Source organism: Stenotrophomonas sp. 364 (assembly GCF_009832905.1).
Taxonomy (GTDB): domain Bacteria; phylum Pseudomonadota; class Gammaproteobacteria; order Xanthomonadales; family Xanthomonadaceae; genus Stenotrophomonas; species Stenotrophomonas maltophilia_AP.
In genome coordinates, this window is sequence record NZ_CP047135.1 from 4204262 (window position 1) to 4228735 (window position 24474).

General features: G+C 68.6%; 20 protein-coding genes. 11 read left to right on the plus strand and 9 right to left on the minus strand.

Going from position 1 to position 24474, the window contains the following annotated elements; all coding sequences use genetic code 11:
• Nucleotides 1-56 precede the first annotated feature (56 nt).
• From GQ674_RS18775 to GQ674_RS18790, 4 genes are all read left to right on the plus strand, one after another.
• On the plus strand, nt 57-1016 hold the full coding sequence (locus GQ674_RS18775) for an ABC transporter ATP-binding protein (protein ID WP_159498320.1): 960 nt from the start codon (nt 57-59) through the stop codon (nt 1014-1016).
• Entirely contained in the window at nt 1013-1813 is an 801-nt protein-coding gene (locus GQ674_RS18780; protein WP_159498322.1) for an ABC transporter permease, read from the plus strand. Before GQ674_RS18775 ends, GQ674_RS18780 begins: the two co-directional genes overlap by 4 nt.
• 595 nt (nt 1814-2408) lie before the next feature.
• A complete protein-coding gene (gene panE, locus GQ674_RS18785) occupies nt 2409-3347 on the plus strand; it encodes a 2-dehydropantoate 2-reductase (protein WP_159498324.1) in 939 nt (312 codons plus the stop codon).
• A 2-nt stretch (nt 3348-3349) separates the two neighbouring features.
• Entirely contained in the window at nt 3350-4234 is an 885-nt protein-coding gene (locus tag GQ674_RS18790) for an NAD-dependent epimerase/dehydratase family protein (RefSeq protein ID WP_159498326.1), read from the plus strand.
• Nucleotides 4235-4262: 28 nt separating this feature from the next.
• Here GQ674_RS18790 and GQ674_RS18795 read toward each other — a convergent pair whose 3' ends face one another.
• Nucleotides 4263-5078, minus strand: coding sequence for a TatD family hydrolase (locus GQ674_RS18795; RefSeq protein WP_159498328.1), 816 nt, complete (start codon nt 5076-5078; stop codon nt 4263-4265).
• A 51-nt stretch (nt 5079-5129) separates the two neighbouring features.
• Entirely contained in the window at nt 5130-6170 is a 1041-nt protein-coding gene (locus tag GQ674_RS18800) for a hypothetical protein (RefSeq protein WP_159498330.1), read from the minus strand.
• Between the two features lie 93 nt (nt 6171-6263).
• Between GQ674_RS18800 and hrpB the strand changes: the two genes are divergently transcribed.
• A complete protein-coding gene (gene hrpB / locus GQ674_RS18805) occupies nt 6264-8768 on the plus strand; it encodes an ATP-dependent helicase HrpB (protein WP_159498332.1) in 2505 nt (834 codons plus the stop codon).
• A 162-nt stretch (nt 8769-8930) separates the two neighbouring features.
• A complete protein-coding gene (locus tag GQ674_RS18810) occupies nt 8931-9320 on the plus strand; it encodes a hypothetical protein (RefSeq protein ID WP_038685585.1) in 390 nt (129 codons plus the stop codon).
• A 107-nt stretch (nt 9321-9427) separates the two neighbouring features.
• Here GQ674_RS18810 and GQ674_RS18815 read toward each other — a convergent pair whose 3' ends face one another.
• Complete coding sequence (locus GQ674_RS18815; protein ID WP_159498334.1) at nt 9428-9967, minus strand: pseudouridine synthase; 540 nt, start codon at nt 9965-9967, stop codon at nt 9428-9430.
• An 83-nt stretch (nt 9968-10050) separates the two neighbouring features.
• Nucleotides 10051-10905, minus strand: a complete 855-nt coding sequence (locus GQ674_RS18820; protein ID WP_159498355.1) for a methyltransferase — start codon at nt 10903-10905, stop codon at nt 10051-10053.
• 174 nt (nt 10906-11079) lie between these two features.
• Between GQ674_RS18820 and GQ674_RS18825 the strand changes: the two genes are divergently transcribed.
• Nucleotides 11080-12039: an aldo/keto reductase gene (locus GQ674_RS18825; protein ID WP_159498357.1), complete on the plus strand. Its 960-nt coding sequence runs from the start codon at nt 11080-11082 to the stop codon at nt 12037-12039.
• 636 nt (nt 12040-12675) lie between these two features.
• Nucleotides 12676-13896 carry an RtcB family protein gene (locus GQ674_RS18830; RefSeq protein WP_128096090.1) on the plus strand — a complete coding sequence of 407 codons (1221 nt, stop codon included), beginning with the start codon at nt 12676-12678 and terminating at the stop codon, nt 13894-13896.
• 43 nt (nt 13897-13939) lie between these two features.
• Here the strand turns inward: GQ674_RS18830 and GQ674_RS18835 are convergent, their stop codons facing one another.
• Both GQ674_RS18835 and GQ674_RS18840 read right to left on the minus strand, forming a co-directional pair.
• A complete protein-coding gene (locus GQ674_RS18835; protein ID WP_159498359.1) occupies nt 13940-14842 on the minus strand; it encodes an NAD(P)/FAD-dependent oxidoreductase in 903 nt (300 codons plus the stop codon).
• Nucleotides 14832-15284, minus strand: coding sequence for an Rrf2 family transcriptional regulator (locus GQ674_RS18840; protein ID WP_159498361.1), 453 nt, complete (start codon nt 15282-15284; stop codon nt 14832-14834). The genes GQ674_RS18835 and GQ674_RS18840 overlap by 11 nt, the downstream gene beginning before the upstream one ends.
• A gap of 181 nt (nt 15285-15465) precedes the next feature.
• Between GQ674_RS18840 and GQ674_RS18845 the strand changes: the two genes are divergently transcribed.
• Nucleotides 15466-17598, plus strand: coding sequence for a methyl-accepting chemotaxis protein (locus GQ674_RS18845; protein WP_159498363.1), 2133 nt, complete (start codon nt 15466-15468; stop codon nt 17596-17598).
• Nucleotides 17599-17639: 41 nt separating this feature from the next.
• On the opposite strand, the gene GQ674_RS18850 is transcribed toward GQ674_RS18845, so the two are convergent.
• Nucleotides 17640-18542, minus strand: coding sequence for a LysR substrate-binding domain-containing protein (locus GQ674_RS18850; RefSeq protein WP_159498365.1), 903 nt, complete (start codon nt 18540-18542; stop codon nt 17640-17642).
• A gap of 125 nt (nt 18543-18667) precedes the next feature.
• Here GQ674_RS18850 and GQ674_RS18855 point away from each other — a divergent pair, with 125 nt between their 5' ends.
• Both GQ674_RS18855 and dkgB read left to right on the plus strand, forming a co-directional pair.
• Nucleotides 18668-19882: an MFS transporter gene (locus tag GQ674_RS18855; RefSeq protein ID WP_159498367.1), complete on the plus strand. Its 1215-nt coding sequence runs from the start codon at nt 18668-18670 to the stop codon at nt 19880-19882.
• Nucleotides 19883-19987: 105 nt separating this feature from the next.
• Nucleotides 19988-20791: a 2,5-didehydrogluconate reductase DkgB gene (dkgB, locus tag GQ674_RS18860; protein ID WP_159498369.1), complete on the plus strand. Its 804-nt coding sequence runs from the start codon at nt 19988-19990 to the stop codon at nt 20789-20791.
• A 125-nt stretch (nt 20792-20916) separates the two neighbouring features.
• On the opposite strand, the gene GQ674_RS18865 is transcribed toward dkgB, so the two are convergent.
• The gene (locus GQ674_RS18865; RefSeq protein WP_159498371.1) at nt 20917-21615 is read right to left on the minus strand and encodes an alpha/beta fold hydrolase; all 699 of its coding nucleotides are present in this window, start codon (nt 21613-21615) and stop codon (nt 20917-20919) included.
• A gap of 48 nt (nt 21616-21663) precedes the next feature.
• Nucleotides 21664-24393 carry a bifunctional acetate--CoA ligase family protein/GNAT family N-acetyltransferase gene (locus GQ674_RS18870; RefSeq protein WP_141058887.1) on the minus strand — a complete coding sequence of 910 codons (2730 nt, stop codon included), beginning with the start codon at nt 24391-24393 and terminating at the stop codon, nt 21664-21666.
• Nucleotides 24394-24474 lie beyond the last annotated feature (81 nt).

A 24474-nucleotide genomic window follows, 5' to 3' on the forward strand; every position in this document is an offset into this window, starting at 1 on the left:
TAATAGCCGCTCCCCGCCCCTATCCAGCGCCAGCCCATGGGCGCGAAGGCAAGAGCTTGGCTTCCCAGAACACTTCCGCGACCGGTACCCCCCCCGCCCTGCGGGTCCGTGACCTCCGTAAAACCTACGACAACGGCACCCAGGCCCTGAAGGGCGTCTCCCTGGATGTGGCCCCCGGCGACTTCTTCGCCCTGCTGGGCCCCAACGGCGCCGGCAAGTCGACCCTGATCGGCATCATCAGCTCGCTGGTGAACCTCAGCGAGGGCCAGGTCGAGGTGTTCGGCAGCGACCTGGTGCGCAACCGCAGCGCCACGATGCGCCTGATCGGCCTGGTACCGCAGGAGATCAACTTCAACCTGTTCGAAAAGCCCTTCGACATCCTGGTCAACTACGCCGGTTTCTATGGCGTGGCCCGTGCCGAGGCCGAGAAGATGGCCGAGGAGGAGCTCAAGCGCGCCCACCTGTGGGAAAAGGCCCAGGTGATGAGCCGCACCCTGTCCGGCGGCATGAAGCGCCGGCTGATGATCGCCCGCGCGATGATGACCCGCCCGCGCCTGCTGATCCTGGACGAGCCCACGGCCGGTGTGGACATCGAGATCCGCCGCGATATGTGGCGGGTGCTCAAGGAGATCAATGCCGCCGGCACCACGATCATCCTGACCACGCATTACCTGGAAGAGGCCGAGCATCTGTGCCGCAACCTGGCCATCATCAACCACGGCCAGATCGTCACCCAGGGGCCGATGCGTGAGCTGCTGGCCAAGCTGGACGTGGAGGGCTTCCTGTTCGATATCGACGGCAGCCTGCCGGCCGAGCTGCCGGTGATCGAAGGCGCCACGCTGATCGCCACCGATGGGCACACGCTGGACGTGGACATGCCGCGCGCGATGGACCTCAACCGGGTATTTGAAGCCTTGAACGCGGCCGGTATCCGGGTGCGTTCGATGCGGACCAAGAGCAACCGCCTGGAGGAGCTGTTCGTGCGCCTCACCGGCAACCAGGAGAATGCGGCATGAGCACCACCCCTACCCCGGTCCTGACCGACGGCCAGCGCAACCGGATCGCGTTGATGACGATCGTGCGCCGCGAAGTGGCGCGCATCCTGCGCATCTGGGGCCAGACCCTGGTGCCGCCGGCGATCACCATGACGCTGTACTTCCTGATCTTCGGCGGGCTGATCGGCTCGCGCGTGGGCGAGATGGGCGGCTACAGCTACATGCAGTTCATCGTGCCGGGCCTGGTGATGATGAGCGTGATCCAGAACAGTTACGGCAACATCAGTTCGTCGTTCTTCGGGGCCAAGTTCGGCCGCCACGTGGAAGAGCTGCTGGTGAGCCCGATGCCGAACTGGGTGATCCTGTGGGGCTACGTGTCCGGTGCGGTGCTGCGCGGCCTGATGGTGGGCGTTATCGTGCTGATCATCGCGATGTTCTTCACCCCGGTGCGCATCCCGCATCCGCTGGTGACGCTGACCACGGTGCTGCTGGGCGCGACGATCTTCTCGCTGGCCGGCTTCATCAATGCGGTGTACGCGAAGAAGTTCGATGACGTGGCGATCGTGCCGACGTTCATTCTGACGCCGCTGACGTATCTGGGCGGTGTGTTCTATTCGGTGAAGCTGCTGCCGACGTGGGCGGAGGCGGCGACGCACGCGAACCCGATTTTCTACATGGTCAATGCGTTCCGCTACGGGCTGCTGGGCACGAGTGATGTGCCGCTGTGGGTGGCGTATGCACTGATGATCGGGTTCGTGGTGGCGCTGACGGCGCTGGCGTTGTGGCTGCTCAAGCGCGGCGTGGGCATGCGGAGCTGAGGTGGGTGTAGTTTGCCGGGCCTGCGGCCCGGCGGCCCGCTTTACTGCCACAGCCAGAGCTGGAGCAACTGCAACAGCAACAGCAACTGCGGCTCTGGGTTGAATCGGGGTAGGCAGGGTGTGTGAGTCTGCGGGGGACGCCGCAAGTACGTCCCTGTAGGCTCGGTCGCGCCATCCATGGCGCTCACGCCCCCGCACACTCACACACCCCGCCTTCGACAGTTTCCTGGTGACGGCAGGGGAACAGCGATGACGGTTGCGGGATTCCGGTAGTGCCGGCCGCTGGCCGGCAACCTCGCGGTAATGATCGTTCCTGTGGAGCCGGGCTTTTGCCCGGCTCTTTTCGTATGCGATTGGATGAACTGTGAAGTTGGAGGAGAAGAATTCGGGTGTTGAAGCGCGGTGGTCTCGGCCGTGCGCTGGGCCACTTCGGCTTTTGCAATTGATGGGGTTGTACTGTGTGATTGCCGCCGTGCTCGACATCCATCGGTCCTGCTCAAGAAGGCGCTCCGCCAACCGCCACATAACGCCCTGCGGGTAGTGAGAAACTCCGGCACAATCGCAGGGTGAATCCCCCAACTGCAGTGAGCGTGCGATGCGTATCCTGATCCTCGGCGCCGGTGGTACCGGTGGTTACTTTGGTGGTCGGCTGGCCCAGGCCGGTGTGGACGTGACGTTCCTGGTGCGTCCCGCGCGTGCGGCGCAGCTGGCGGCCGAGGGGCTGGTGATCCGGAGTCCGCTTGGCGATGCCCGCGTCCCGGTGGCGCATGTCACGGCCGATGCGCTGCCTGCGTTGGCGGCGGCGCAGCCGTTCGATCTGGTGATGCTGAGCTGCAAGGCGTACGACCTGGACAGTTCAATCGAGGCGATTGCCCCGGCGATGGGACCGCGTACGACGCTGCTGCCGATCCTCAACGGGTTGCACCATTACGCGGCACTGGACGCGCGCTTCGGGCGCGATGCGGTGCTGGGCGGGCTGTGTTTCATCAGTGCGACCAAGGCCGCCGATGGGGCAGTGCTGCATCTGGCACCGGCGGCCAAGCTGACCTTCGGCGAGCGCGACGGTACCGGCAGCAGCGCGCGGGTGTTGGCGCTGGCGGCCGCGTGCGTGCAGGCGAACGTGGACCATGTGGCCAGCGATGCCATCGGGCAGGAGCAGTGGATCAAGTACACCTTCCTGACCACGTTGGCGGCGGCGACGTGCCTGCTGCGCGCCGACGTGGGCACGATCGTGGCCACCGACGATGGGGCGGCAATCGTGCGTGGGCTGTATGACGAATGCCTGGCCGTGGCCGATGCCGCGGGCGAGCCGATTCCGGCCAAGGCGCGCGAGATCGCGCTGACGGCCACGACCCAGGCCGGCTCGGCGTTGAAGGCGTCCATGCTGCGCGATCTGGAAGCGGGCCAGCAGGTGGAAGCCGAGCAGATCGTGGGCGACATGCTGGCGCGTGCACGCGCCGCCGGGCAGGCAGCGCCGCTGCTGGCGGTGGCCTACAGCCACCTGCAGGCCTACCAGCGCCAGCGCGGCGCCTGAGCATGCAGATGGCCGCGCCGGCGCACGTGCTGGTGCTGGGCATGGGCTACAGCGGGCGGCACCTGGCCGCCCTGCTCCAAGCCCAGGGCATCGCGTGCAGCGGCACCGTGCGCGACCCCGGCACCGCCCCCGATGACGGGCTGACGCGGTATCGGCTGGCCGAGGGCGTGCCGGTTGATGAGGGGCTGCGCACGGCGCTCCAGCGCGCGGACGCGATCGTGTGCAGCGTGCCGCCGGAGGACGCGGGCGACCCGGCGCTGCGCCTGCTCGCCGATGCACTGCACGACAGCCCCGCGCTGCGCTGGGTGGGCTACCTGTCCTCGACGGCGGTCTATGCCGACCGCGACGGGGGCTGGGTCGACGAACAGTCCAGCGCCGATGCTGACAACGACACCGCCCTGCGACGGCTACGTGCCGAGCAGCAGTGGCGTGCGTTCGCGCAGGCACGCGGTATCGCCTCGGCGGTGTTCCGCCTGCCCGCCCTGTACGGTCGGGGGCGCAACGCGCTGGTGCAGCTGGCGCAGGGCAAGGCCCGGCACGTGGTACGGCCCGGGCTGGTGTTCAACCGGCTGCATGTGGAAGACCTGGCCGCTGCAGTGCTGGCGGCGATGCAGCGTCCGCAGGGCCACGCGCTCTATCTGCCGGCCGACGACGCGCCGGCCCCGCCGCAGGACGTGCTGGCGCATGCCGCGTTGCTGAGTGGCCTGCCACTGCCCGCCGCGCAGGCCTGGGATGACCCGGCCCTCCCCGCCTCGCTGCGACGCTTCTACGCCAGCAACAAGCGCATCGACAGCCGCGGCACGCGTGCGGCGTTGCAGTGGCAACCCCGCTTCGCGACCTACCGCGATGGCCTGGCCGACGCCTGGGCAAACGGCGACGGCCGGTAGCCCACGACCGTTGGTCGTGGGGGCGGTATCAGGCGACGTCAGGCAACCGGAAGAACGCACGCGTGGCTGCGGTCGCGTTGGCGGCCGTGGTCTGCACGTCTTCGCCCCGATCGCGCGCCAGCTCCTCGACGATGTGCGACAGGAACATCGGCTCGTTGCGGCGGTCCTTGGGCATCGGCTTGAGCGAGCGCGGCAGCAGGTACGGCGCGTCAGTTTCGATCATCAGGCGGTTGGCCGGGATGTGCTTCACCAGCTCACGCAGGTGGCCGCCACGGCGTTCGTCGCACAACCAGCCGGTGATGCCGATGTACCAGTCCTGGTCCAGGTAGTCGAACAGCTCCTGGCGCTCGCCGGTGAAGCAGTGCACCACCGCCGCGCCCAACCGGCCGTCGAAGTTCTTCATCTGCGCCATGAAATCGGCGTGCGCATCGCGCTGGTGCAGGAACAGCGGCTTGCGCGCGCCATCGGCCGCCACCACGTCGGCCGCCAGCTGCAGCTGGCGCTCAAAGGCGCGGTGCTGGGCTGGGCGCGGGGCGAAATCACGGAAGTAATCCAGCCCGCACTCGCCCACCGCCACCACGTCGGCATGCGCATGCAGCGCGCGCATCTCGGCATCGCATTCGTCGGTGTATTCCACCGCGTGGTGCGGGTGCACGCCGGCGGTGGCATACAGGACGCCGGGATGCTGGCGTGCCAGCGCCAGCGCCATCGGCGAATGCTCGCGGCTGGCCCCGGTAATGATCATCTGTGCCACCCCCGCCTCGCGGGCACGCGCCAGCACGGCGTCGCGGTCGCGGTCGAAGGAGTCGTGGGTGAGGTTGGCGCCGATATCGATCAGTTGCATGGGGAGCTACAAGGCAGGTAACCCGCGCATTGTAGCTGCCCCCGCGCAGGCTCACTCCGGATCCGGCCCGGTGAGCAGCCGCTGCACCAGTTCACGCGACAGGCCTGTCAGCACGATCCGGTCGCCGTCGCGCATCACGGTGATGAACGGGTAGCCATCGCGTTCGAGGGTGTCGGCCGGTACGGGGCTGGCATCGACCGTGCCGCCTGCGGGAATGCGCAGGTACCAGACTTCCGCGCACAACGCAGAGAACGCCGGCAGCGGTTCCGGGTAGGTGCCGCCCCGGCCCGCCACCTCGGCGGTCTTCAACAACGCCAGCAGGCGCGGCAGCAGGTCGCCATAGGGCGTAGCGTCATCGAGGCCGAGCGAGGCGCCCAAGGCCTCGGGGGCGGTGCTCATGCTGAACAAGGTCGCGGTGGCGCGCGAGCGCGGCACCAGGCTGGTGCGAAGGGTCAGGCCTTGCCCCTTCCAGAGCGCCTCGCTGGCGCCGTGCAGGAACGGCTGGAGGTCGTGGTCGAAGCGCGTCAGCCACGCGTCGTACTGAAGGCGTGCCGCGTCCAGGTTCCAGCGTGGCAGCGCGCATTGCGCACCCGGTGCCTGGCGCTGCCAGCGCTCGGGAATCCCCACGCCCGCGCACTCGCGGCACACCAGCTCGGTGTCGGTCGGGCCCTCGAAGTGCAGGCTGGGCGCGTGGGCGTCGGCGCAATCGTCACTGTCGAGCAGCAGGCGAAAGCCCGTGGTGCCGGCGCAGCGCACCAGTGTGTTGCCATGCATGCCCAATGTGCTGTGGCCGAACTGCGAGAGCCAGACAAAGGCGCGGTCGTCGGCCAGCTGCAGGCTGGGGTAGAGCGGCTCGCGCAATGTGCCATGGGCCACCGCGCGGCGGATCGCCGCCTCGTTGTCCAACCCGGCAGGCAGGTACCGGGCATCCAGCGTGGGCTGCAGCAGCATCGCCAGCGGGTGGCCGTCGTAGGGCATGTGCAATCCCTCGCCCAGGTCGTCCTCAGGCGCCGCAGCGGGGCTGGCGGCGCTGACCGAGGCCAACGGACAGAGCAGAAGGAGCGACAACAACAGGCGAGCCAAGCGCGACATCTACACGTCCGGGTACGGCGGGGCGGCACAGGGAAGCATGCCTGCCCGGCGGCTGGCAATCGGCACGTCCGGCAGACGCCGTATCCTTGCGCTATGACTGCCCCGATTTTTCCAATCTCCCCGCTGCTGCCGCAGATTCTCGACCACCTGGCCGGCCACGCGCGCCTGGTGCTGGAGGCGCCCCCCGGCGCCGGCAAGACCACCCAGGTGCCGTTGGCCCTGCTGAACGCGCCGTGGCTGCAGGGCCAGAAGATCATCATGCTGGAACCGCGACGGGTGGCCGCGCGCAGCGCCGCGCAGTTCATGGCGCGGCAGCTGGGCGAAGCGGTGGGCGACACCGTCGGCTACCGCATCCGTTTCGAGAACAAGGTGTCGGCCCGCACCCGCGTCGAAGTGGTCACCGAAGGCATCCTGACCCGGATGCTGCAGGACGACCCGATGCTCGACGGCGTGGGCGCGCTGCTGTTCGATGAATTCCACGAGCGTCATCTGGCCGCCGATCTCGGCCTTGCACTGGCGCTGGACGTGCAGGCGCAGCTGCGCGAGGACCTGCGCATCGTGGTGATGTCGGCCACGCTGGATGGCGAGCGGCTGGCGCAGTTTCTCGACGCGCCCCGGCTGAGCAGCGCGGGCCGCAGCTTTCCGGTGGCGATCAGCCATTTCCCCGCCCGTCGCGAAGAATCGCTGGAAGCCCAGGCGCGGCGCGCGGTGGAACAGGCGCTGGCCGAGCATCCCGGCGATGTACTGGTGTTCCTGCCGGGCCAGCGCGAGATTGCGCGCACCCAGGCCGCGCTGGAGCAGGCGCTGCCAGCCACGGTGCAAGTGCTGCCGCTGCACGGCGAACTGCCGGTGGAGCAGCAGTCGCGGGTGCTGCAACCCGACCCGCAGGGCCAGCGCCGCGTGGTGCTGGCCACCAACGTGGCCGAATCCTCGGTCACGTTGCCGGGGGTGCGCGTGGTGATCGATGCCGGGCTGGCGCGCGAGCCGCGCTACGACCCCAACAGCGGCTTCGCCCGGCTGGACGTGGTGAGCATCGCGCAGGCGTCGGCCGACCAGCGCGCCGGGCGTGCCGGGCGTGTGGCCGAGGGCTGGGCGTGGCGGCTGTGGCCGCAGTCGCAGCGGCTGGAGGCCCAGCGCCGGCCGGAAATGGCGCAGGTGGAATTGACGTCGCTGGCGTTGGAGTTGGCCGCGTGGGGCAGCGATGACCTGCGCTTCGTCGACCCGCCACCGGTGGGCGCACTGGCGGCCGCGCGCGAGCTGTTGCAGCGGCTGGGTGCGATGAGCGACAGCGGCGGGCTGACTGCGCTGGGCCGGCGCATGCTCACCCTGGGCACCCACCCGCGGCTGGCGGCGATGCTGCTGGCGGCCAACGGTGGCAGCGAGCAGGCGCTGGCGTGCGACCTGGCCGCGCTGGTGGAAGCACGCGACCCGCTGCGCCACGGCGGTGACGCACTGGCCGCGCGGTGGCGCGCCTTGGCCGCGTTCCGCCAGGGCCGCGCGCCGCACGATGCCAACCGCGGCGCACTGGCCACCATCGATGCCGCCAGCACGCAGTGGCGGCGACGCCTGCGCTGTGACGCCGCGCCACCCACGTCGGTGGAGGCACACCAGCTCGGCGATCTGCTGGCCCACGCCTTCCCTGACCGCATCGCCGCGCGCCACCCCACCGATCCGCTGCGCTACCTGCTGGCCAACGGGCGCAGTGCGCGCCTGTTCGATCCCAGTGATCTGCGTGGGGAACCGTGGCTGGTGGCGGTGGAACTGCGCTATGAGGCGCGTGATGCCTTGCTGCTGCGCGCCGCGCCGGTCGATGAGAACCGACTGCGCCGCGATTTCCCCACCCGCTTCACCCAGCAGGACGTGGTGCGTTGGGACGGCGACAAGCGTGCGCTGGTGGCGCGCCGCGAAACCCGTTTCGACCGCATCGTGCTGGACAGCCGCTCGGCCGGGCGCGTGGATCCGGCGCATGCCGCACAGGCGCTGACCGAGGCCGTGGCCGAACTCGGCATCGACGCGCTGCCGTGGACCGACGGCCTGCGCCAGTGGCAGGCACGGGCGCTGGCGCTGCGTGCTTGGCTGCCGGAACTGGAGCTGCCGGACGTGTCCGATGCCGCGCTGATGGCGACGCTGCCCCAGTGGCTGACGCCCGCGTTCACCGGCAAGACGCGGCTGGATGCGCTGGACGAAGCCAGTCTGGGCGAGGCCCTGAAGTCGCCGTTGCCGTGGGCGCAGCGGCAGCTGATCGATCGGCACGCGCCGGTGCGAATGGCGGTGCCGTCGGGCATGGAGCGGCCGATTCACTACGCGGTAGACGCCGATGGCGTGACCCCGCAGGGACCGGTGCTGGCGGTAAAGCTGCAGGAACTGTTCGGGCTGGCCGACACCCCGCGCATCGCCGATGGCCGCGTGCCGCTCACCCTGCACCTGCTCTCGCCCGGTGGCCGCCCGCTGCAGGTCACCCAGGACCTGCGCAACTTCTGGGCCAACACCTACGCCGAGGTCAAAAAGGAGATGAAGGGGCGCTATCCAAGGCACCCATGGCCGGACGATCCGTGGACGGCGACCGCCACGCACCGGGCCAAGCCGCGCGGGACGTGACGCGGCTGTCGCATTCATGGCTGCCGGCTGACAGCGTCATCGCGCCGCACTGCAACGGCGCGGGCAAGTCGCTACAGTCGTGATCCGGCCGTGGCAGGTGGCTAACACGCCCTACACGGCCCGCGCGCCACACTGGATCAGAACCGAGGCAAAGGAACCCCCATGAGCAGACTGACTGTGATTACCGACCGCGCCCTTGAGCGCGCCCTGGACCTGGCAAGCAGCGCTGGCGACGGCCTCAAGCATGCCGGTGGCAGCCTGCGTCACCTTGGCCCGCAGGCCACGGACTGGATCAAGACCGGTGCCGCACTGGGCGCGGTGAAGACCGGCAGCAAGGTCGCCGCGAAGGTGGTCCGCCGCAATCCGGCCGTGACCATTGCCGCCGCTGCGGTGGGCGTGGGCCTGCTGGGCTACGCGCTGTACCGCAAGCAGCAGAAGAAGAAGCTCGCCAATGGCGGCGTGGTGGACGGCCAGGCGCAGCGCATCAGCGCCCGCAACCGCCGCACCAGCACCGTGGTGGATGAGCACAGCGATATCGGCAGCGACGCCTGATCTGCTGAGGCGTTACCGCAGCTGTATCGAAGCCGCCGGCCTTGTCCGGCGGTTTTTTTTGCCTTTCCAGACGCGTACCCACCAACGGTTGGTACCTACCGGCGGTGTTATCCGATCTGGCGCCACTGGCCGGGTTGCAGGTCGCCCAGCGCGTGCGGGCCCATGGAGGCGCGCACCAGGCGCAGCGTGGGCAGTCCCACGGCCGCGGTCATTCGTCGTACCTGGCGGTTGCGGCCTTCGCGCAGGGTGACGGCCAGCCAGCTGTCAGGCACGGTCTTGCGGAAGCGTACCGGTGGGTCACGCGCCCAAAGCGCGGGTGCGGGGTCGAGGCGCTCGATCTTGGCCGGCAGGGTCGGGCCGTCGTTGAGCTGCACGCCATCGCGCAGGGCCTGCAGCTGCGCGTCGCTGGGCGTGCCTTCCACCTGCACCCAGTAGGTCTTGTCGGCCTTGTGGCGCGGATCGGTGAGGGTGTGCGCCAGGCCACCGTCATCGGTGAGCAGCAGCAGGCCTTCGCTGTCGTAGTCCAGCCGCCCGGCCGCATACACCGCCGGCGGCAGCCCGAAGCCGGCCAGCGTCGCGCGCGGCGGCTGGCTGCGGTCGGTGAACTGGCACAGCACGTTGAAGGGTTTGTTGAAGGCGATCAGCATGGCGGAAACAACAGCGGGGGACGGGCCATTGTCCCATCCCCCGCAGGTCTGTGATGCATGGCGCCGCAGCAGGGCGCTGTGGGTCAGGGCTTCACGAAACGCAGGGTCATGCGGTCGCTTTCGCCGATGGCCTGGTACTTCGCATCGTCGGCCTTGTCGTGCTGGTTGGTCGGCGGCAGGGTCCACACCCCGTTCGGGTGGTCCTTGGTGTCGCGCGGGTTGGCGTTGATCTCGCTGCTCCCGGCCAGTTTGAAGCCGGCGGCTTCAGCCATTGCGATCACCTGCTTCTGGCCCACGTACCCGCTCTTGTCATCGGCCGGCACATCGGCCTTGGCACGGTGCTCCACCACGCCCAGCACGCCACCGGGCTTGAGCACCTTGTAGAAGCCCTGGAACATGCCCTCGGCCTGGTTTGCGCTGCGCCAGTTGTGCACATTGCGGAAGGTCAGCACCACGTCGGCCGAGTTGTCCGCACCGAACTGCGGCGCGGTCGGGTTGTAGGCCACCACCTGGGTCTTGCCATACAGCGCGGCATTGTCGGCGAACTTCTTCTGCAGGCTGTCACGGCTGCGCTGCTGGTAGTCGCGGCCGCGGCCTTCGGGTACCGCCATCGGATCGACCACCGCGGCGACATAGCTGCCCTTGTCGCGCAGCAACGGGCCCAGGATTTCCGAGTACCAGCCGCCGCCCGGGGTGATCTCGATGACGGTCTTGCCCGGTGCCACGCCGAAGAACGACAGCGTCTGCGCCGGATGTCGCCACGCATCGCGCTTGACGTTGGCCGGGTCGCGCCAGTCGCCCTGCACCGCCGTCTGCACCGCCGGGGTGATCGTGATCTGTGCATTGGGGCCGGCCGGCTTGGTCGCCAGGGCCGGGGCGGACAGCAGCAGCGTGGACAGGGTGAACAGGCAGGCAGTGGTCAGCGAACGGGTTTTCATCGGCGTCTTCCAGTGGCGGGATGCGGCGAGACTAGCAGCCGCGATGCCCAAGGTGTTCACAAAGCGTTAGTGCGATGCAGCACGGCGGAACACTGTTTTGTGGCAGCCGCCGCAGCGCTGTCATGGCCACGGAACTATGCTGATGCATTGGATTTCCACAGGAGCACCTCTCCCATGACTGCATCGCGCGAACTTGGCCGCTCCGGCCTGACTGTGCAACCCATTGCCTTCGGCGGCAACGTCTTCGGCTGGAGCGCCGACGAGAAAACGTCATTCGCGCTGCTGGATGCCTTCGTCGACGCCGGCTTCAACCTGGTGGACACCGCCGATGCGTATTCGGCCTGGGTGCCGGGCAACAGCGGCGGCGAATCGGAAACCATCCTGGGCCGCTGGTTCAAGCACAGCGGCAAGCGCGACAAGGTGGTGTTGGCCACCAAGGTCGCCAAGTGGGCCGAGCGCCCGGGCCTGTCGGCCGACAACATCGCCGCGGCGGTGGAAGATTCACTGCGCCGCCTGCAGACCGATGTGATCGATCTGTACCAGGCCCACGAAGACGACGAATCCACGCCGCTGGAAACCACCCTGGCCGCGTTCGGCCGCCTGATCGAGCAGGGCAAGGTGCGCGCCATCGGTGCGTCCAACTACAGCGCCAGCCGCCTGCGCGATGCCCTTGCGGTGTCGGCGGACTACGCGCTGCCGCGGTATGAAACGCTGCAACCGGAGTACAACCTGTACGACCGTGCCGGTTACGAGGCGGAACTGGAACCGCTGGTCCGCGACCAGGGCATCGGCGTGATCAGCTACTACTCGCTGGCCAGCGGCTTCCTGAGCGGCAAGTACCGCAGCGCCGCCGATGTGGACAAGAGCAGCGCGCGCGGCAAGAGCGTGGTGGACAAGTACCTCAACCCGCGCGGCCTGCGCATCCTGACGGCGTTGGACGACATCGCCAGCACGCACGGTGCCAGTGCGTCGCAGGTCGCTCTGGCGTGGCTGATCGCGCGGCCCGGCATTACCGCGCCGATCGTCAGTGCCACCAGTGTTGCGCAGCTGAAGGATGTGCTCGCGGCCGCGCAGGTGGTGCTGTCGGCCGAGGATGTGGCGCAGCTGGACGCGGCGAGCGCCGAGCAGAGCTGAGCCTGCTGGCCCACGTGTCGAACACGCAGCCGCCGCGAGGCGGCTGCGTCGTTTCGGTCATGCCGTGGTGCACGTACGCGATGCAACGGCGGTCGTCGCATTCGGCCGACATAATGTGTGGATTACATAGTCCGCTTGCAGCGGGAAACAAACCCGGGTAATGTTCGCGCCCATCGCCGCAGCCTGCGGCACCCTTTCCACCCACCGAGCCCGTCATGCCCCTTCGTTTCCCCGCCATCGCCCACCGACTGCACCGCGCGACAACTGCGCTGCGTCCGTGCGACGTTGCGGGCAAGGCCGACGCGCTGACCATCGACTGATCTTCCCGCACGGAGATCGGTCACCGATCTCCGAGGCACGCCAACGCCCTCGGATGCTGCATCCGGGGGCGTTTTCGTTTGCGTTGGTGTCGCCCACCTTTCGATCACATGACGTGATCTTCCATCGTCCACACCCGGGCAAGGATTGCCTGACCACACGGATGTGTTGCCAAGAGGCGCGAGAGCGCTGTGCCCAGGTGTGGGGCACGGGCAGCGGGAGATGATGTCTTTTTTTATTAACCGTGCCGGTTTACCCGGCACTGCCTGGCCGTGTCCAGTGATTATCTGGCGCCGCCACTCAATGGAATGAATGACCATGAACATAGAATCCACTTTCGAATTTCTGCACGCCGAAGGCACCACCCCCATCAAGGGGTGGGTACGCGGCGTGCCCGTGGACGAACTGGCCCAGGCGCAGCTGCGCAACATCGCCGCGGTGCCGTTCGTTGGCCCCTGGGTGGCGGTGATGCCGGACGTGCACGTAGGCAAAGGGGCTACCGTAGGCTCGGTGATCCCCACCCGCGGCGCGATCATCCCGGCCGCGGTCGGTGTGGACATCGGCTGCGGCATGGCGGCGGTACGCACCACGCTGCGTGCCGAGGACCTGCCCGACAACCTGGCCCGGCTGCGCAGCGACATCGAGCGCAGCGTGCCGGTCGGCAATGGCCGCGGCGGCGAACACCGGCAGCTGCCGGACAGCATCCACAGCCGGATCGTGCGTTCCGGGCTGGTCGAGCGGCTGGATGCCATCAAGCAGCGGCACCGGCGCGTGCGCACCGACAAGCTGGCCTGCCAGATCGGCACGCTCGGCGGTGGCAACCACTTCATCGAAATCTGCCTGGATGAAACCGGGGCGGTGTGGGTGATGCTGCACAGCGGCTCGCGCGGTACCGGCAACCTGATCGGCACCTACTTCATCGAGCAGGCGCGCGAGCAGTTGGCCCGGCGCGTGCTCGGCTTCCACCTGCCGGACAAGGACCTGGCCTTCTTCATGCAGGGCGAGCCGTTGTTCGATGACTATGTGCAGGCCGTGTCATGGGCGCAGGACTACGCCCGCGAGAACCGCGAGGCGATGATGGCGCGGGTGCTGGCCGAGATGCGGCTGCGGCTGCCGAAGTTCCAGTTGGAGAAGCTGGCGGTGAACTGCCACCACAACTACGTGCAGACCGAGACCCACGGGGGCGAGGAACTGCTGGTGACCCGCAAGGGTGCGGTCAGCGCGCGCGCCGGCGAGCTGGGGATCATCCCGGGCAGCATGGGCACGCGCAGCTATATCGTGCGTGGCAAGGGCAATGCCGAGAGCTTCCACAGCTGCAGCCATGGAGCGGGACGCGTGATGAGCCGCAGCGCGGCACGCCAGCAGATCACCCTGGCCCAGCACCGCGAGGCGACCGCGCACGTGGAATGCCGCAAGGATGCGGCGGTGATCGATGAGTCCCCCGCCGCCTACAAGTCGATCGACGCGGTGATGGCCGCGCAGCGCGACCTGGTGGAGGTGGTGCACACCCTGCGCCAGGTGGTGTGCATCAAGGGCTGAGCAGGCAGAGCGCGGCGGCCATCGACGGGTCGCCGCGCGTCTGTCAGGCCGCGCTGTCTTCGGCCACCAGCGCGTGGTGCAGGCTCACGCCCGCGCGCACACCTTCGGCGCTGGCCAGGCTGATGTTGCCCACCAGCGTCGCATCGCCTGCCGCGTAGATGCCGGGGACGCTGGTCTGCTTGCCCGCATCAACCTGGACGAGCACGCCCACCGGGCTTTCCTCCAGCGCGCAGCCGAGCTGTTGGACCAGCGGCGTGGCCATCTGCTGACGCGCGGTGACAAATAGCGCACGCAGTTCCACCCGGCGGCCATCGGCAAGCAGTGCTGCGCTCAACGCGGGCGCCTCGCCCTCCAGGCCAACCACCGCCTCATGCTCGATGCTCACGCCGCGACGCTGCAGGGTGGCCAGTTCATCTGCGGTCAGCGCCATGCTATGCGCGAACAGGGTGATCTGGCCCCAATCGGCCAGCAGCGCCGCCATCGTGGTCGACTTCTCGTGCCCGCCCAGCAGACCAATCGCGCCGCCGCCGATTTCATAGCCATGACAGTACGGGCAATGCACCACGCTGTGGCCCCAGCGCTCGGCCAGGCCCGGCAGGTCGGGTAGTTCGTCGCGGATGCCGGTGGCCAGCAGCAGTTTGCGCGTGGCCCAGGTCTCGTTGCCCGCGGTAGCCACCACGAAGCCATCGACCGTGGCGTGGGCCGTGGTGACGGTGTCGCTGATCCAGCGCACGGTGGGGTAGTCCAGCAACTGCGCCTTGGCGTTGCGCAGCAGCTCGGCGCCGGCGATGCCGTCCTGCCCAAGCACGCCGTGCGAATGCGCGGCAAAGCGGTTGCGCGGCAGGCCGCTGTCGATCACCAGGACCTCGCGACGCGCACGCGCCAGGATCAGGGCGGCGGACAGGCCGGCGAAACTGCCGCCGACAACAATTGCATCAAAGCTCATGGGGAACTCCTGCTGCATGGTGGGCCAAGTGGCGGGCGAAGGCCTCGCCGAGGGTGGCCAGGGTGGTGCCACGCAGGCGCTGCTCAAGCAGGGCCTGGGCCTGGCGGTAGCTGTCATCCAGTGCGTCGTTGACCACCTGCTGCACCGGGCAGCCGCGCCCGGTTTGGCGGGCACCGGTATGCAGCAGCGCCGGCGCACCGATGGCCACATACACGTCATGCAGGGTGATCTGGGCCGGGGCGCGGGCCAGTTGGCTGCCGCCGCCGTGGCCGCGCACACTGGTGACCAACCCGCCCTTGTGCAGAGCCGCGAGCAGGCGACGGATTACCACCGGGTGGGTGGGCAAGCAGGTGGCGAGCTGCTCGGAGGTACGCGGGCCCTCCTGACCGACCAGGTGGGCCATCACGTGCAGGGCATCGGAGAACTGGTTGCTGGATTTCATGTAACAACAATAGTTACATTAAAGTTGCCTGTCCAGTCCGGTTTCGTTCCATTTGCGACAATATTTGATCTGCACAAATTCTTCACGACGTTGAATGGAACAGTAATCCTGATTGGCGTCTCACTTCAGGCTGCTTCAGGCAGACCGATACCGCATTGCCCTTCCTTACTTTTCATTTCCCATGACGTCCTCCGCACCGGCGCGTCCACGCGCCCTGAGTCTTCAGTTCAAACTGCTGGGCGCGCTGTCGCTTGGCTTGGTGATCATCGTGCTGGCCGCGTTGGCCGGGCTGGGTTCGGCCTGGCGGAACCTGTCGACCGACGTGCCCGTCGAGGTCGCCCGCAAGGCGCAGGCCGAGCTGCTGCAGCGTGAATTCCGCCTGCAGGTGCAGGAGTGGAAGAACGTATTGATCCGGGGGGCAGACGATGCACTGCGCACGCGCCACCTGGCCGCGTTCGATGCGGAAGGACGCCGCATTGCAGACCTGGCCGGTGGGCTCGCCAGCAGCCGCGACGAGCAGACGCGTACGCTCGCCCATCAGTTCCTGACCGAGCATCGTGCCCTGGAGGCGCGCTACCGCGGTGCGCTGGAGGCGTTTGCGGCCAGTGGATACGATACGCAGGCCGGCGATGCGCTGGTGCGCGGTGCCGACCGCAGCGTCGGAACCACACTGGACGCGCTGGCGGCACGCGCCAACGAACGTGCCGAGTTCGAAACCAATGCCACCTCCGAGCGTGCACGCGCCGCGCTGGTGGCATCGGCGATCGTCACGGCGCTGGCGGCGGTGGTACTGCTGGGGGTGCTGGCACTGTGGCTGCGCCGCTCGGTGATCGCCCCGGTGATCGCGGTGGAAGCGGCCGCCCGTGCGGTCGCACGCGGCGATCTGGAGCATCCGGTGGCGGTGCACAGCCGCGACGAAATCGGCCGCCTCGGCACGGCCATGGGTGAGGTCACCCAGACCCTCAAGGCGGTACTGGCCGCTCAGGCGGTGATGGCGCAGCGCCATGAGGCTGGCCAGATCAGCTACCGGATGGATGCCGACGCGCTGCCCGGCGCGTATGGCCAGATGGTGCGCGAGAACAATGCGCTGGTGGCCAACCACATCCAGGTGAAACTGCGCGCGATCGAGATCATGGGCCACTACGCGGTCGGTGATCTGTCGGTGGACATGGAACGCCTGCCCGGCGAGAAGGCGGTGATCACCCAGGCGCTGGATACGGCCAAGGCCAACCTGGGTGCGATCAATGCCGAGATCAAGCGATTGGCGGCCGCCGCCGCGATGGGCGATTTCAGCCAGCGGGGCGATGAACGGCGCTACCAGCACGACTTCGGCGAGATGGTGGGCGGCCTCAACCGGCTGATGCAGACCACCGAGCAGGACCTGGGCGAAGTGTCGCGCGTACTGCAGGCAATCGCCGGCGGTGACCTCAGCGCGCGCATGCACGGCGACTTCCACGGTGTGTTCGCCCGCATGCGCGATGACATGGCCCGCACCACCGGTCAGCTGACCACGATCGTCGGCGACATCAAGCGTGCCGCGCAGTCGATCCAGACCGCCGCCGGCGAAATCGCCGCGGGCAACAGCGACCTGTCCCAGCGCACCGAACAGCAGGCCGCCAACCTGGAAGAAACCGCCGCGTCGATGGAGGAACTCACCTCCACTGTGCGCCAGAACGCCGAGCATGCGCGACAGGCCAACCAGCTCTCGATCAGCGCCGCATCGGTGGCTTCGCAGGGCGGTGAGGTGGTCGGTCAGGTGGTGCAGACCATGGGCGCGATTGAAACCTCGTCGAAGAAGATCGCCGAGATCATTTCGGTGATCGACGGCATCGCATTCCAGACCAACATCCTGGCGCTCAACGCGGCGGTGGAGGCGGCGCGGGCCGGCGAACAGGGCCGCGGCTTTGCGGTGGTGGCCAGCGAAGTGCGCACGCTGGCGCAGCGCTCGGCCGGCGCGGCCAAGGAAATCAAGTCGCTGATCGACGCCTCGGTCGGCGATGTCGCCACCGGCGCGCGTCTGGTGCACCAGGCCGGGCAGACCATGGGCGAGATCGTCACCGGCGTGCAGCGGGTGACCGACATCATGGCCGAGATCTCTGCCGCATCGCAGGAGCAGTCGGCCGGTATCGAACAGGTCAACCAGACCGTGGTGCACATGGACGAAGCCACCCAGCAGAACGCCGCCCTGGTGGAAGAGGCGTCGGCGGCGGCACGCAGCATGGAAGAACAGGCGGTGGCATTGAACGATGCCGTGGACGTGTTCGTGCTGGATGCCGGGCGCGCGCCGGCGCCGGGGCTGGCGCGCGCGGCGTGATGCACCGCGACGCCGGCCGTGGGCCGGCGTCAACGCGCGGATCAGTGCACGTAGGGGTCGCCCACCATCGCCGCCGCCAGGTGGTCCAGGAACGAGCTGATCCGCGCCGACACCGCGGTGTTGCGGTAGTACACCGCGTGGATCGGCTGCCGCACCTCCACGGTGTGCGCCGGCAGCAACTGCACCAGGCGGCCGTCCTGGCGGTCGCGGTGGGTCATGAAGTCGGACAGGCAGACGATTCCCACCCCTTCCAGGGCCAGCGCGCGCAACGTTTCGCCGCTGGATACCGCCATCGCCGGGCGCACATGCAGAAGCGCGTCGGTGTCGCCGGGCAGCGGCCAGTGGTTGAGCGAATCCGGCTCATTGAAGCCCAGCAGCGTGTGCGTGCGCAGGTCGGCCACGCTGGCCGGCGTGCCGTGCTCCTGCAGGTAGCCCGGGCTGGCCAGCACGCGCAGGCGGCTATGGGCCAGCGGCCGCGCATGCAGGGTGGAATCGGCCAGCGGCCCGATCCGGATCGCCACGTCGGTGCGCCGTTCCAGCAGGTCGATGTAGCGCTCGCTGCTGTTGAGTTCCAGCACCACGTCCGGATACCGCGCGCGGTAGCTCGCCACCAGCGGCGCGATCGCGTGCAGCACGAAGGGCATCGCCGCATCCACGCGCAACCGCCCCGCCGGTCGGTCGCGGCGAGCAGCGAGCTGCTCTTCGGCCGCTTCCACGGACGCCACGATCGCGCGGGCGTGGGCCAGGAACGCATCGCCCTCTTCGGTGAGCTGCAGGCGCCGGGTTGTGCGGGTCAGCAGCGTGGTGCCCAGCTTCTCTTCCAGCCGGCCCAGCGCGCGGCTCACCCCGGAGGTGGTCTGGCCCAGGGTTTCGGCGGCGGCGGTGATCGAACCGCTGTCGATCACCGCAATGAAGGCCTGCATTTCGTCGAGGGTGGTTTTCATGGCGGACACGCTGCGGGCAGAGGCCCATTATTGACCATCAGGCAAGAGTGATTGGCGTGAAGGCCGCTTTTTCGGCAAGAGTGCGGCGCGCAGACTGCGCAGCTCACCTCCCACCGGTAACCGTCATGTCCCGTGGTATTCCCTTGGCCCTGCTGGCGCTCACCCTCGGTGCGTATGCCATCGGCACCACCGAATTCGTCATCGTCGGGTTGATCCCGACCATCGCCGCCGACCTGGGCGTGTCCCTGCCCTCGGCCGGCCTGCTGGTCTCGCTGTACGCCCTGGGCGTGGCGGTCGGCGCACCGGTGCTCACCGCGCTCACCGGCCGGGTGCCACGCAAGACACTGCTGGTCGCGTTGATGGTGCTGTTCACGCTGGGCAATGTGATTGCGTGGATGGCACCCGGCTATGGCGCGCTGATCGTGGCGCGGGTCCTCACCGGCCTGGCGCACGGCGTGTTCTTCTCGATCGGGTCGATCATCGCCACCTCGGTGGTGCCCAAGGAAAAGGCGGCCAGCGCGATCGCGATCATGTTCACCGGGCTCACCGTGGCGCTGGTTACCGGCGTGCCGCTGGGCACCTTCATCGGCCAGCACCTGGGCTGGCGCGCCACCTTCCTGGCGGTGGCCGCGCTCGGCGTGATCGCGCTGATCGGCAGCCTGCTGTTCGTGCCGCGCAACCTGCAGCGCAGCGAGCCGGCCACGTTCGGCCAGCAGCTGTCGGTGCTGGCCCAGCCGCGCCTGCTACTGGTGTATGCGATCACCGCACTGGGCTACGGCGGCACCTTCCTGTCGTTCACCTACCTGGCCTCGATCCTGCAGGACGTCACCGGTTTTTCGGCCAATGCGGTCAGCGGCGTGCTGCTGGTGTACGGCGTGTCGGTGGCGATCGGCAATCTGTGGGGCGGCCGCCTGGCCGATCGCCGCGGCCCGATCCCGGCGCTGAAGCTGATCTTCGGCCTGCTGGCGGCCGTGCTGTTCGTGCTCACCTTCACCGCCTACACCACCTGGCTGGTGCTGCTGACCGTGCTGGCCCTGGGTGCGGTGGCGTTCGGCAACGTGCCGGGGCTGCAGGTGTACGTGGTCAAGCAGGCGCAGCGCTTTGCCCCGCAGGCCACCGACGTGGCGTCGGGCCTGAACATCGCCGCGTTCAACGTCGGCATCGCGCTCGGCGCCTCGCTGGGCGGGCTGGTGGTGGACCATTTCGGCCTGATGCACACCCCGTGGCTGGGTGCGCTGGTGGTGCTGGGCGCGTTGGGCCTGACCGTGCTGAGTGGCCGCCTGGATCGCCGCGATGGCGTGGCGGATCGCGCCGACGGCATCGCCGTGGGCGCGCATTGAGGGATTCCGGTCGCGGACCCGTGACAGCAGCCGACCAACGGTCGGCTCTACCGTCGTTTTACGGTGCACGGCGTAGCCTGCACCTCACCCCATGAAGGAGTTTCCATGAGCATTCCCGCATTCGGCCTCGGCACCTTCCGCCTGAAGGGCCAGACCGTCATCGACTCGGTCCGCAACGCATTGGACGTGGGCTACCGCGCCGTCGACACCGCGCAGATCTACGACAACGAGGCCGAGGTTGGCCAGGCCATCGCTGAATCCGGCGTGGCCCGCGATGATCTGTTTCTGACCACCAAGGTGTGGATCGCCAACTTCAGCCACGACGCGCTGCTGGACAGCCTGCGCGAGAGCCTGCGCAAGCTGCGCACCGACCACGTCGAGCTGACCCTGATCCACTGGCCCTCGCCCAAGGATGCGGTGCCGATGGCCGAGTACCTGGGCGCCTTGGCCGAAGCGAAGTCGCTGGGCCTGACCCGCCAGATCGGCATCTCCAACTTCACCATCGACCTGACCCGCCAGGCCATCGCGATCCTGGGCGCCGATGCCATCGCCACCAACCAGATCGAAGTCCACCCCCACCTGCAGAACCGCGCCCTGATCGCGTTCCTGAAGGAACAGGGCATCCACGTGACCGCCTACATGAGCCTGGCCTACGGCGAAGTGCTCAAGGACCCGGTGATCCAGTCGATCGCCGAACGCCACCAGGCCACCGCGGCCCAGGTGGCGCTGGCGTGGGCGCTGCAGCAGGGTTTCGCGGTGATCCCCTCTTCCACCAAGCGCGAGAACCTGGCCAGCAACCTGCTCGCCGCCGACCTGCACCTGAGCGATGCGGACATGGCGCAGATCGCCACGCTGGACCGCGGCCAGCGGCTGGCCAACCCGGACGGGATTGCGCCGGCCTGGGATTAACCGGTAGCGCCCGACCGTTGGTCGGGCGTGGGGGCGTGCCGACCAACGGTCGGCACCTACCCCAGGGATTTTCGCCGGTCTGGGATTGAGCGGTAGCGCCCGACCGATGCGGCGACAGTGCCGGATCAGGCCTGCAACCACGCACGCATCGCGGCGCTGACTTCTTCCGGTTTCTCCATCGGCGCCAGGTGCCCGCAATCGGGCAGCACCACCAGCGTGGAGCCTGGCACCAGCGCATGCATCTCCTCGCTGATCGGCAGCGGGGTGATGCGGTCGTTGGCGCCGCACACGATCAACAGCGGATCGCGGAAGCCGGCCAGTACGTCGTGGCCATCACCTCGTTCCAGCGCGCTCTGGCGCAGGAATACATCAGCACCCAGCCGCGCGGTCATGTCACGCACGCGCTGCACCAGCACGTAGTCATCCAGCCGCGAGGCGTCGATGTAGCTGCGCATCAGCTTGTCGCCAAAGCCGTGGAAGGTGCCGGGCAGGCGCACGCTGGCACGCTGCGACTGGCGCTGGGCGGCGCGCTCGGGCGAGTCGGCGTGGATCGAGGTGTCGATCAACGCAAGCCGCAGCACACGCTCCGGTGCGGTGCGCAGGATCTGCTGGGCGACGAAGCCGCCGAGCGAGAAACCTGCCAGGGCGAAACGCTCAGGCGCCTGCGCCAGCACGTCGTCGACCACGGCCTGCATCGTCTCGCCCCGGGTCTGGTCGCCTACGATGCAGTCCGCGATATCGGACAGGTCGGCGATCTGCGCACGCCAGAGTTCAGCGTCGTTGAGCAGGCCGGGGAGCAGCAGCAGGGGGAGGCGGTCGGTCATGGGCCTATTGTCGCCGCGCCGACGTGCACGGTCTGTGCCGCCGACGGCTCAGTGCGTTGCGGTATCTGGCACGTCCGGCACCTGCACCTCCTGCACCGGCAAGGTCACCACCATGACCGTGGAGTCGTCCGGGTCCAGCCTGGTCTTGAAGCCCAGGCTCTGGCACATCGCCAGCATGGTGCTGTTCTCGCGCAGCACCTGCCCTTCGACAATGTTCAGGCCCAGCCACTTGGCGTACTCGATCATGATCGCCATCAGCCGCCAGCCGATGCCGTGTCCTTTGAGATCCGAGCGGATCAGGATGCCGTACTCGCCGCGGTCGTAGTCGGCGTCGGCGTGCAGGCGCACCGCGCCGAGCATGTCGCCGCTGCGCGGGTCGATGGCCACCAGCGCGATCGACCGGGCGTAATCGAGCTGGGTCAGGCGCGCGATGAATTCATGGCTGAAGTGCTTCACCGACTGGAAGAAACGCAGGCGCAGGTCGTCGTCGGTGACGCGGGCGAAGAACGCGCGGAACAGCGCATCGTCTTCCGGCCGTACCGGGCGCACGAAGGCCGGCGCGCCGTCGGACAGGGTAATGGTGCGTTCCCATTCCTTGGGATACGGGAACACCGCAAAGCGCGGATGGCCACGGCCCTTGTGCAGTTTGCGCGAGGGCGCGATGGCCACGCGTGCATCGAGCGCGATCACCCCGTCACGGTCGGCGAGCAGCGGGTTGATGTCCAGGCTGCGGATCTCGGGAATGTCGGCGGCCAGCTGCGCCAGCTTGACCAGGATCAGCGCCACGGCGCGCTCATCGGCCGCCGGCACGTCGCGGTAGGCCTTGAGGATGCGCGAGACGCGGGTGCGGCCGATCAGCTCGTGCGACAGGCGCAGGTCCAGCGGCGGCAGCGCAAGCGCCTTGTCGTCGATCACTTCGACGGCGGTACCGCCGCGGCCGAACACGATCACCGGTCCGAAGGTGGGGTCGTCGGCGATGCCGGCGATCAGCTCGCGCGCCTTGGGGCGCACGATGGTGGGCTGCACCAGCACGCCGTCGATGCGGGCATCGGGGCGCTTCTCATGCGCGCGCGCGATGATCGAGGTGGCCGCCGCATGCACCGCCTGCAGCGAGCCGAGGTTGAGGCGCACGCCGTCCACGTCGGACTTGTGCGGGATGTCGGCGGAAAACACCTTCACCGCCACGGTGGCGCCCTGCTCCAGCAGCGGCTGGGCCAGCTCCATGGCCTCGCGCGCGTCGCGGGCCTGCATCACCGGCGCCGACGGAATGCCATAGGCGGTGAGCAGCTGGTGGGTGGCGATCGGGTCCAGCCACTGCTGCCCGGCCGCCAGCGCCGCCTCGACCAGCGCGCGCGCGGTGGTGGTATCGACCACGAAATCTTCGGGCAGGCTGGGCGGGGTTTCCATCAGCGCGGCCTGCGCGTCGCGGTAACGCACCAGGTGCTGGAAGCCGCGCACGGCCTCGGCTTCGGTGGGATAGGTGGGCACACGCGCGGCGTTGAGCGTGGCGGTGGCGCGGTCATCGTTGCCGAGCCAGACCGCGAACACGGGTTTGTCGCGGTGGTGGCGCGGGCGCAGGCCCAGCGTGCGGGTGAGGGCTTGGGCGGCGTCGGCCGAGGAGGTGAACGCGGTGGGCACGTTGACCACCAGCACGGCATCGTTTTCGCTGTCGGACATCAGCGCGTCGATGGCGGCGGCATAGCGCTCACCATCGGCGTCGACCACGATGTCGACCGGGTTGCTGCGCGACCAGCCCTGCGGCAGCACGCTGTCCAGCTGCGCCACGGTGGCCGGCGACAACTCGGCCAGGCTGCCGCGCAGGGCCAGCAGCTGGTCCACGGCCAGGCGCCCTACCCCGCCGCCGTTGCTGAGGATGGCCAGCCGGCGGCCGGGGAAGGTACCGAGGCGGCCAAGCGTTTCGGCGGCGGTGAACAGTTCGTCCAGTGCCCCCACGCGCAGCAGGCCGGCGCGGTTGAAGGCCGCGCCGTACACGGCGTCGGCGCTGGCCAGCGCCTGCACGTGGGTGTCGGCATCGGGGTTGATGCGGATGTGGCGGCCGGATTTGACCACCACCACCGGCTTGGCACGTGCGGCGGCACGCGCGGCCGACATGAACTTGCGCGCGTCTCCGATGTGTTCGACGTAGAGCAGGATGGCGCGGGTGCGGTAGTCGGTGGCGAAGTAGTCGAGCAGGTCACCGAAGTCGACGTCGAGGGTGTCGCCGAGCGAGACGACCGCGGAGAAGCCGACCGAGCGCGCCACGCCCCATTCGACCAGGGCCGCGGCGATGGCGCTGGATTCGGAGATCAGCGCCAGGTCGCCGGCCTGCGGGAAATGCGCGGCGATGCTGGCGTTCAAGCGCGCGTGCGGGGCGATGACGCCCAGGCAGTGCGGGCCGAGGATGCGCAGGCCCTTGGCGCGGGCGGCGGTTTCCACCTGCTCGGCCAGCGAGCCGGGGCCCTGGCCGAGGTTGGCAGTGAGGATGATGGCGGCGGCCACGCCACGTTCGGCGGCGGTGGCCACGACCTGGGGCACGATGCTGGCCGGCGCGGTGATGACGACCAGTTCGGGGACCCAGTCGAGGTCCTTGAGGCGTTTGACGGTGCGGATGCCGTCGATGTCGCTGTAGCGGGGGTTGATCCAGGCCACCTTGCCGGGGAAGCCGGTGCTGCGCAGGTTGCGCATGACGGCGCGGCCGGCGGAGCGTTCGCGCGGGCTGCCGCCGATGACGGCAACCGATTGCGGGCGGAAAACGGATTGCAGGTGGTAGGTGCTCATGGGGCCGATCAGTCACCGGTACATGGGATGACACGGTACACGGGTGCGGTGGTGGGTGGGATAAACCCGTCCCTGGGGGCT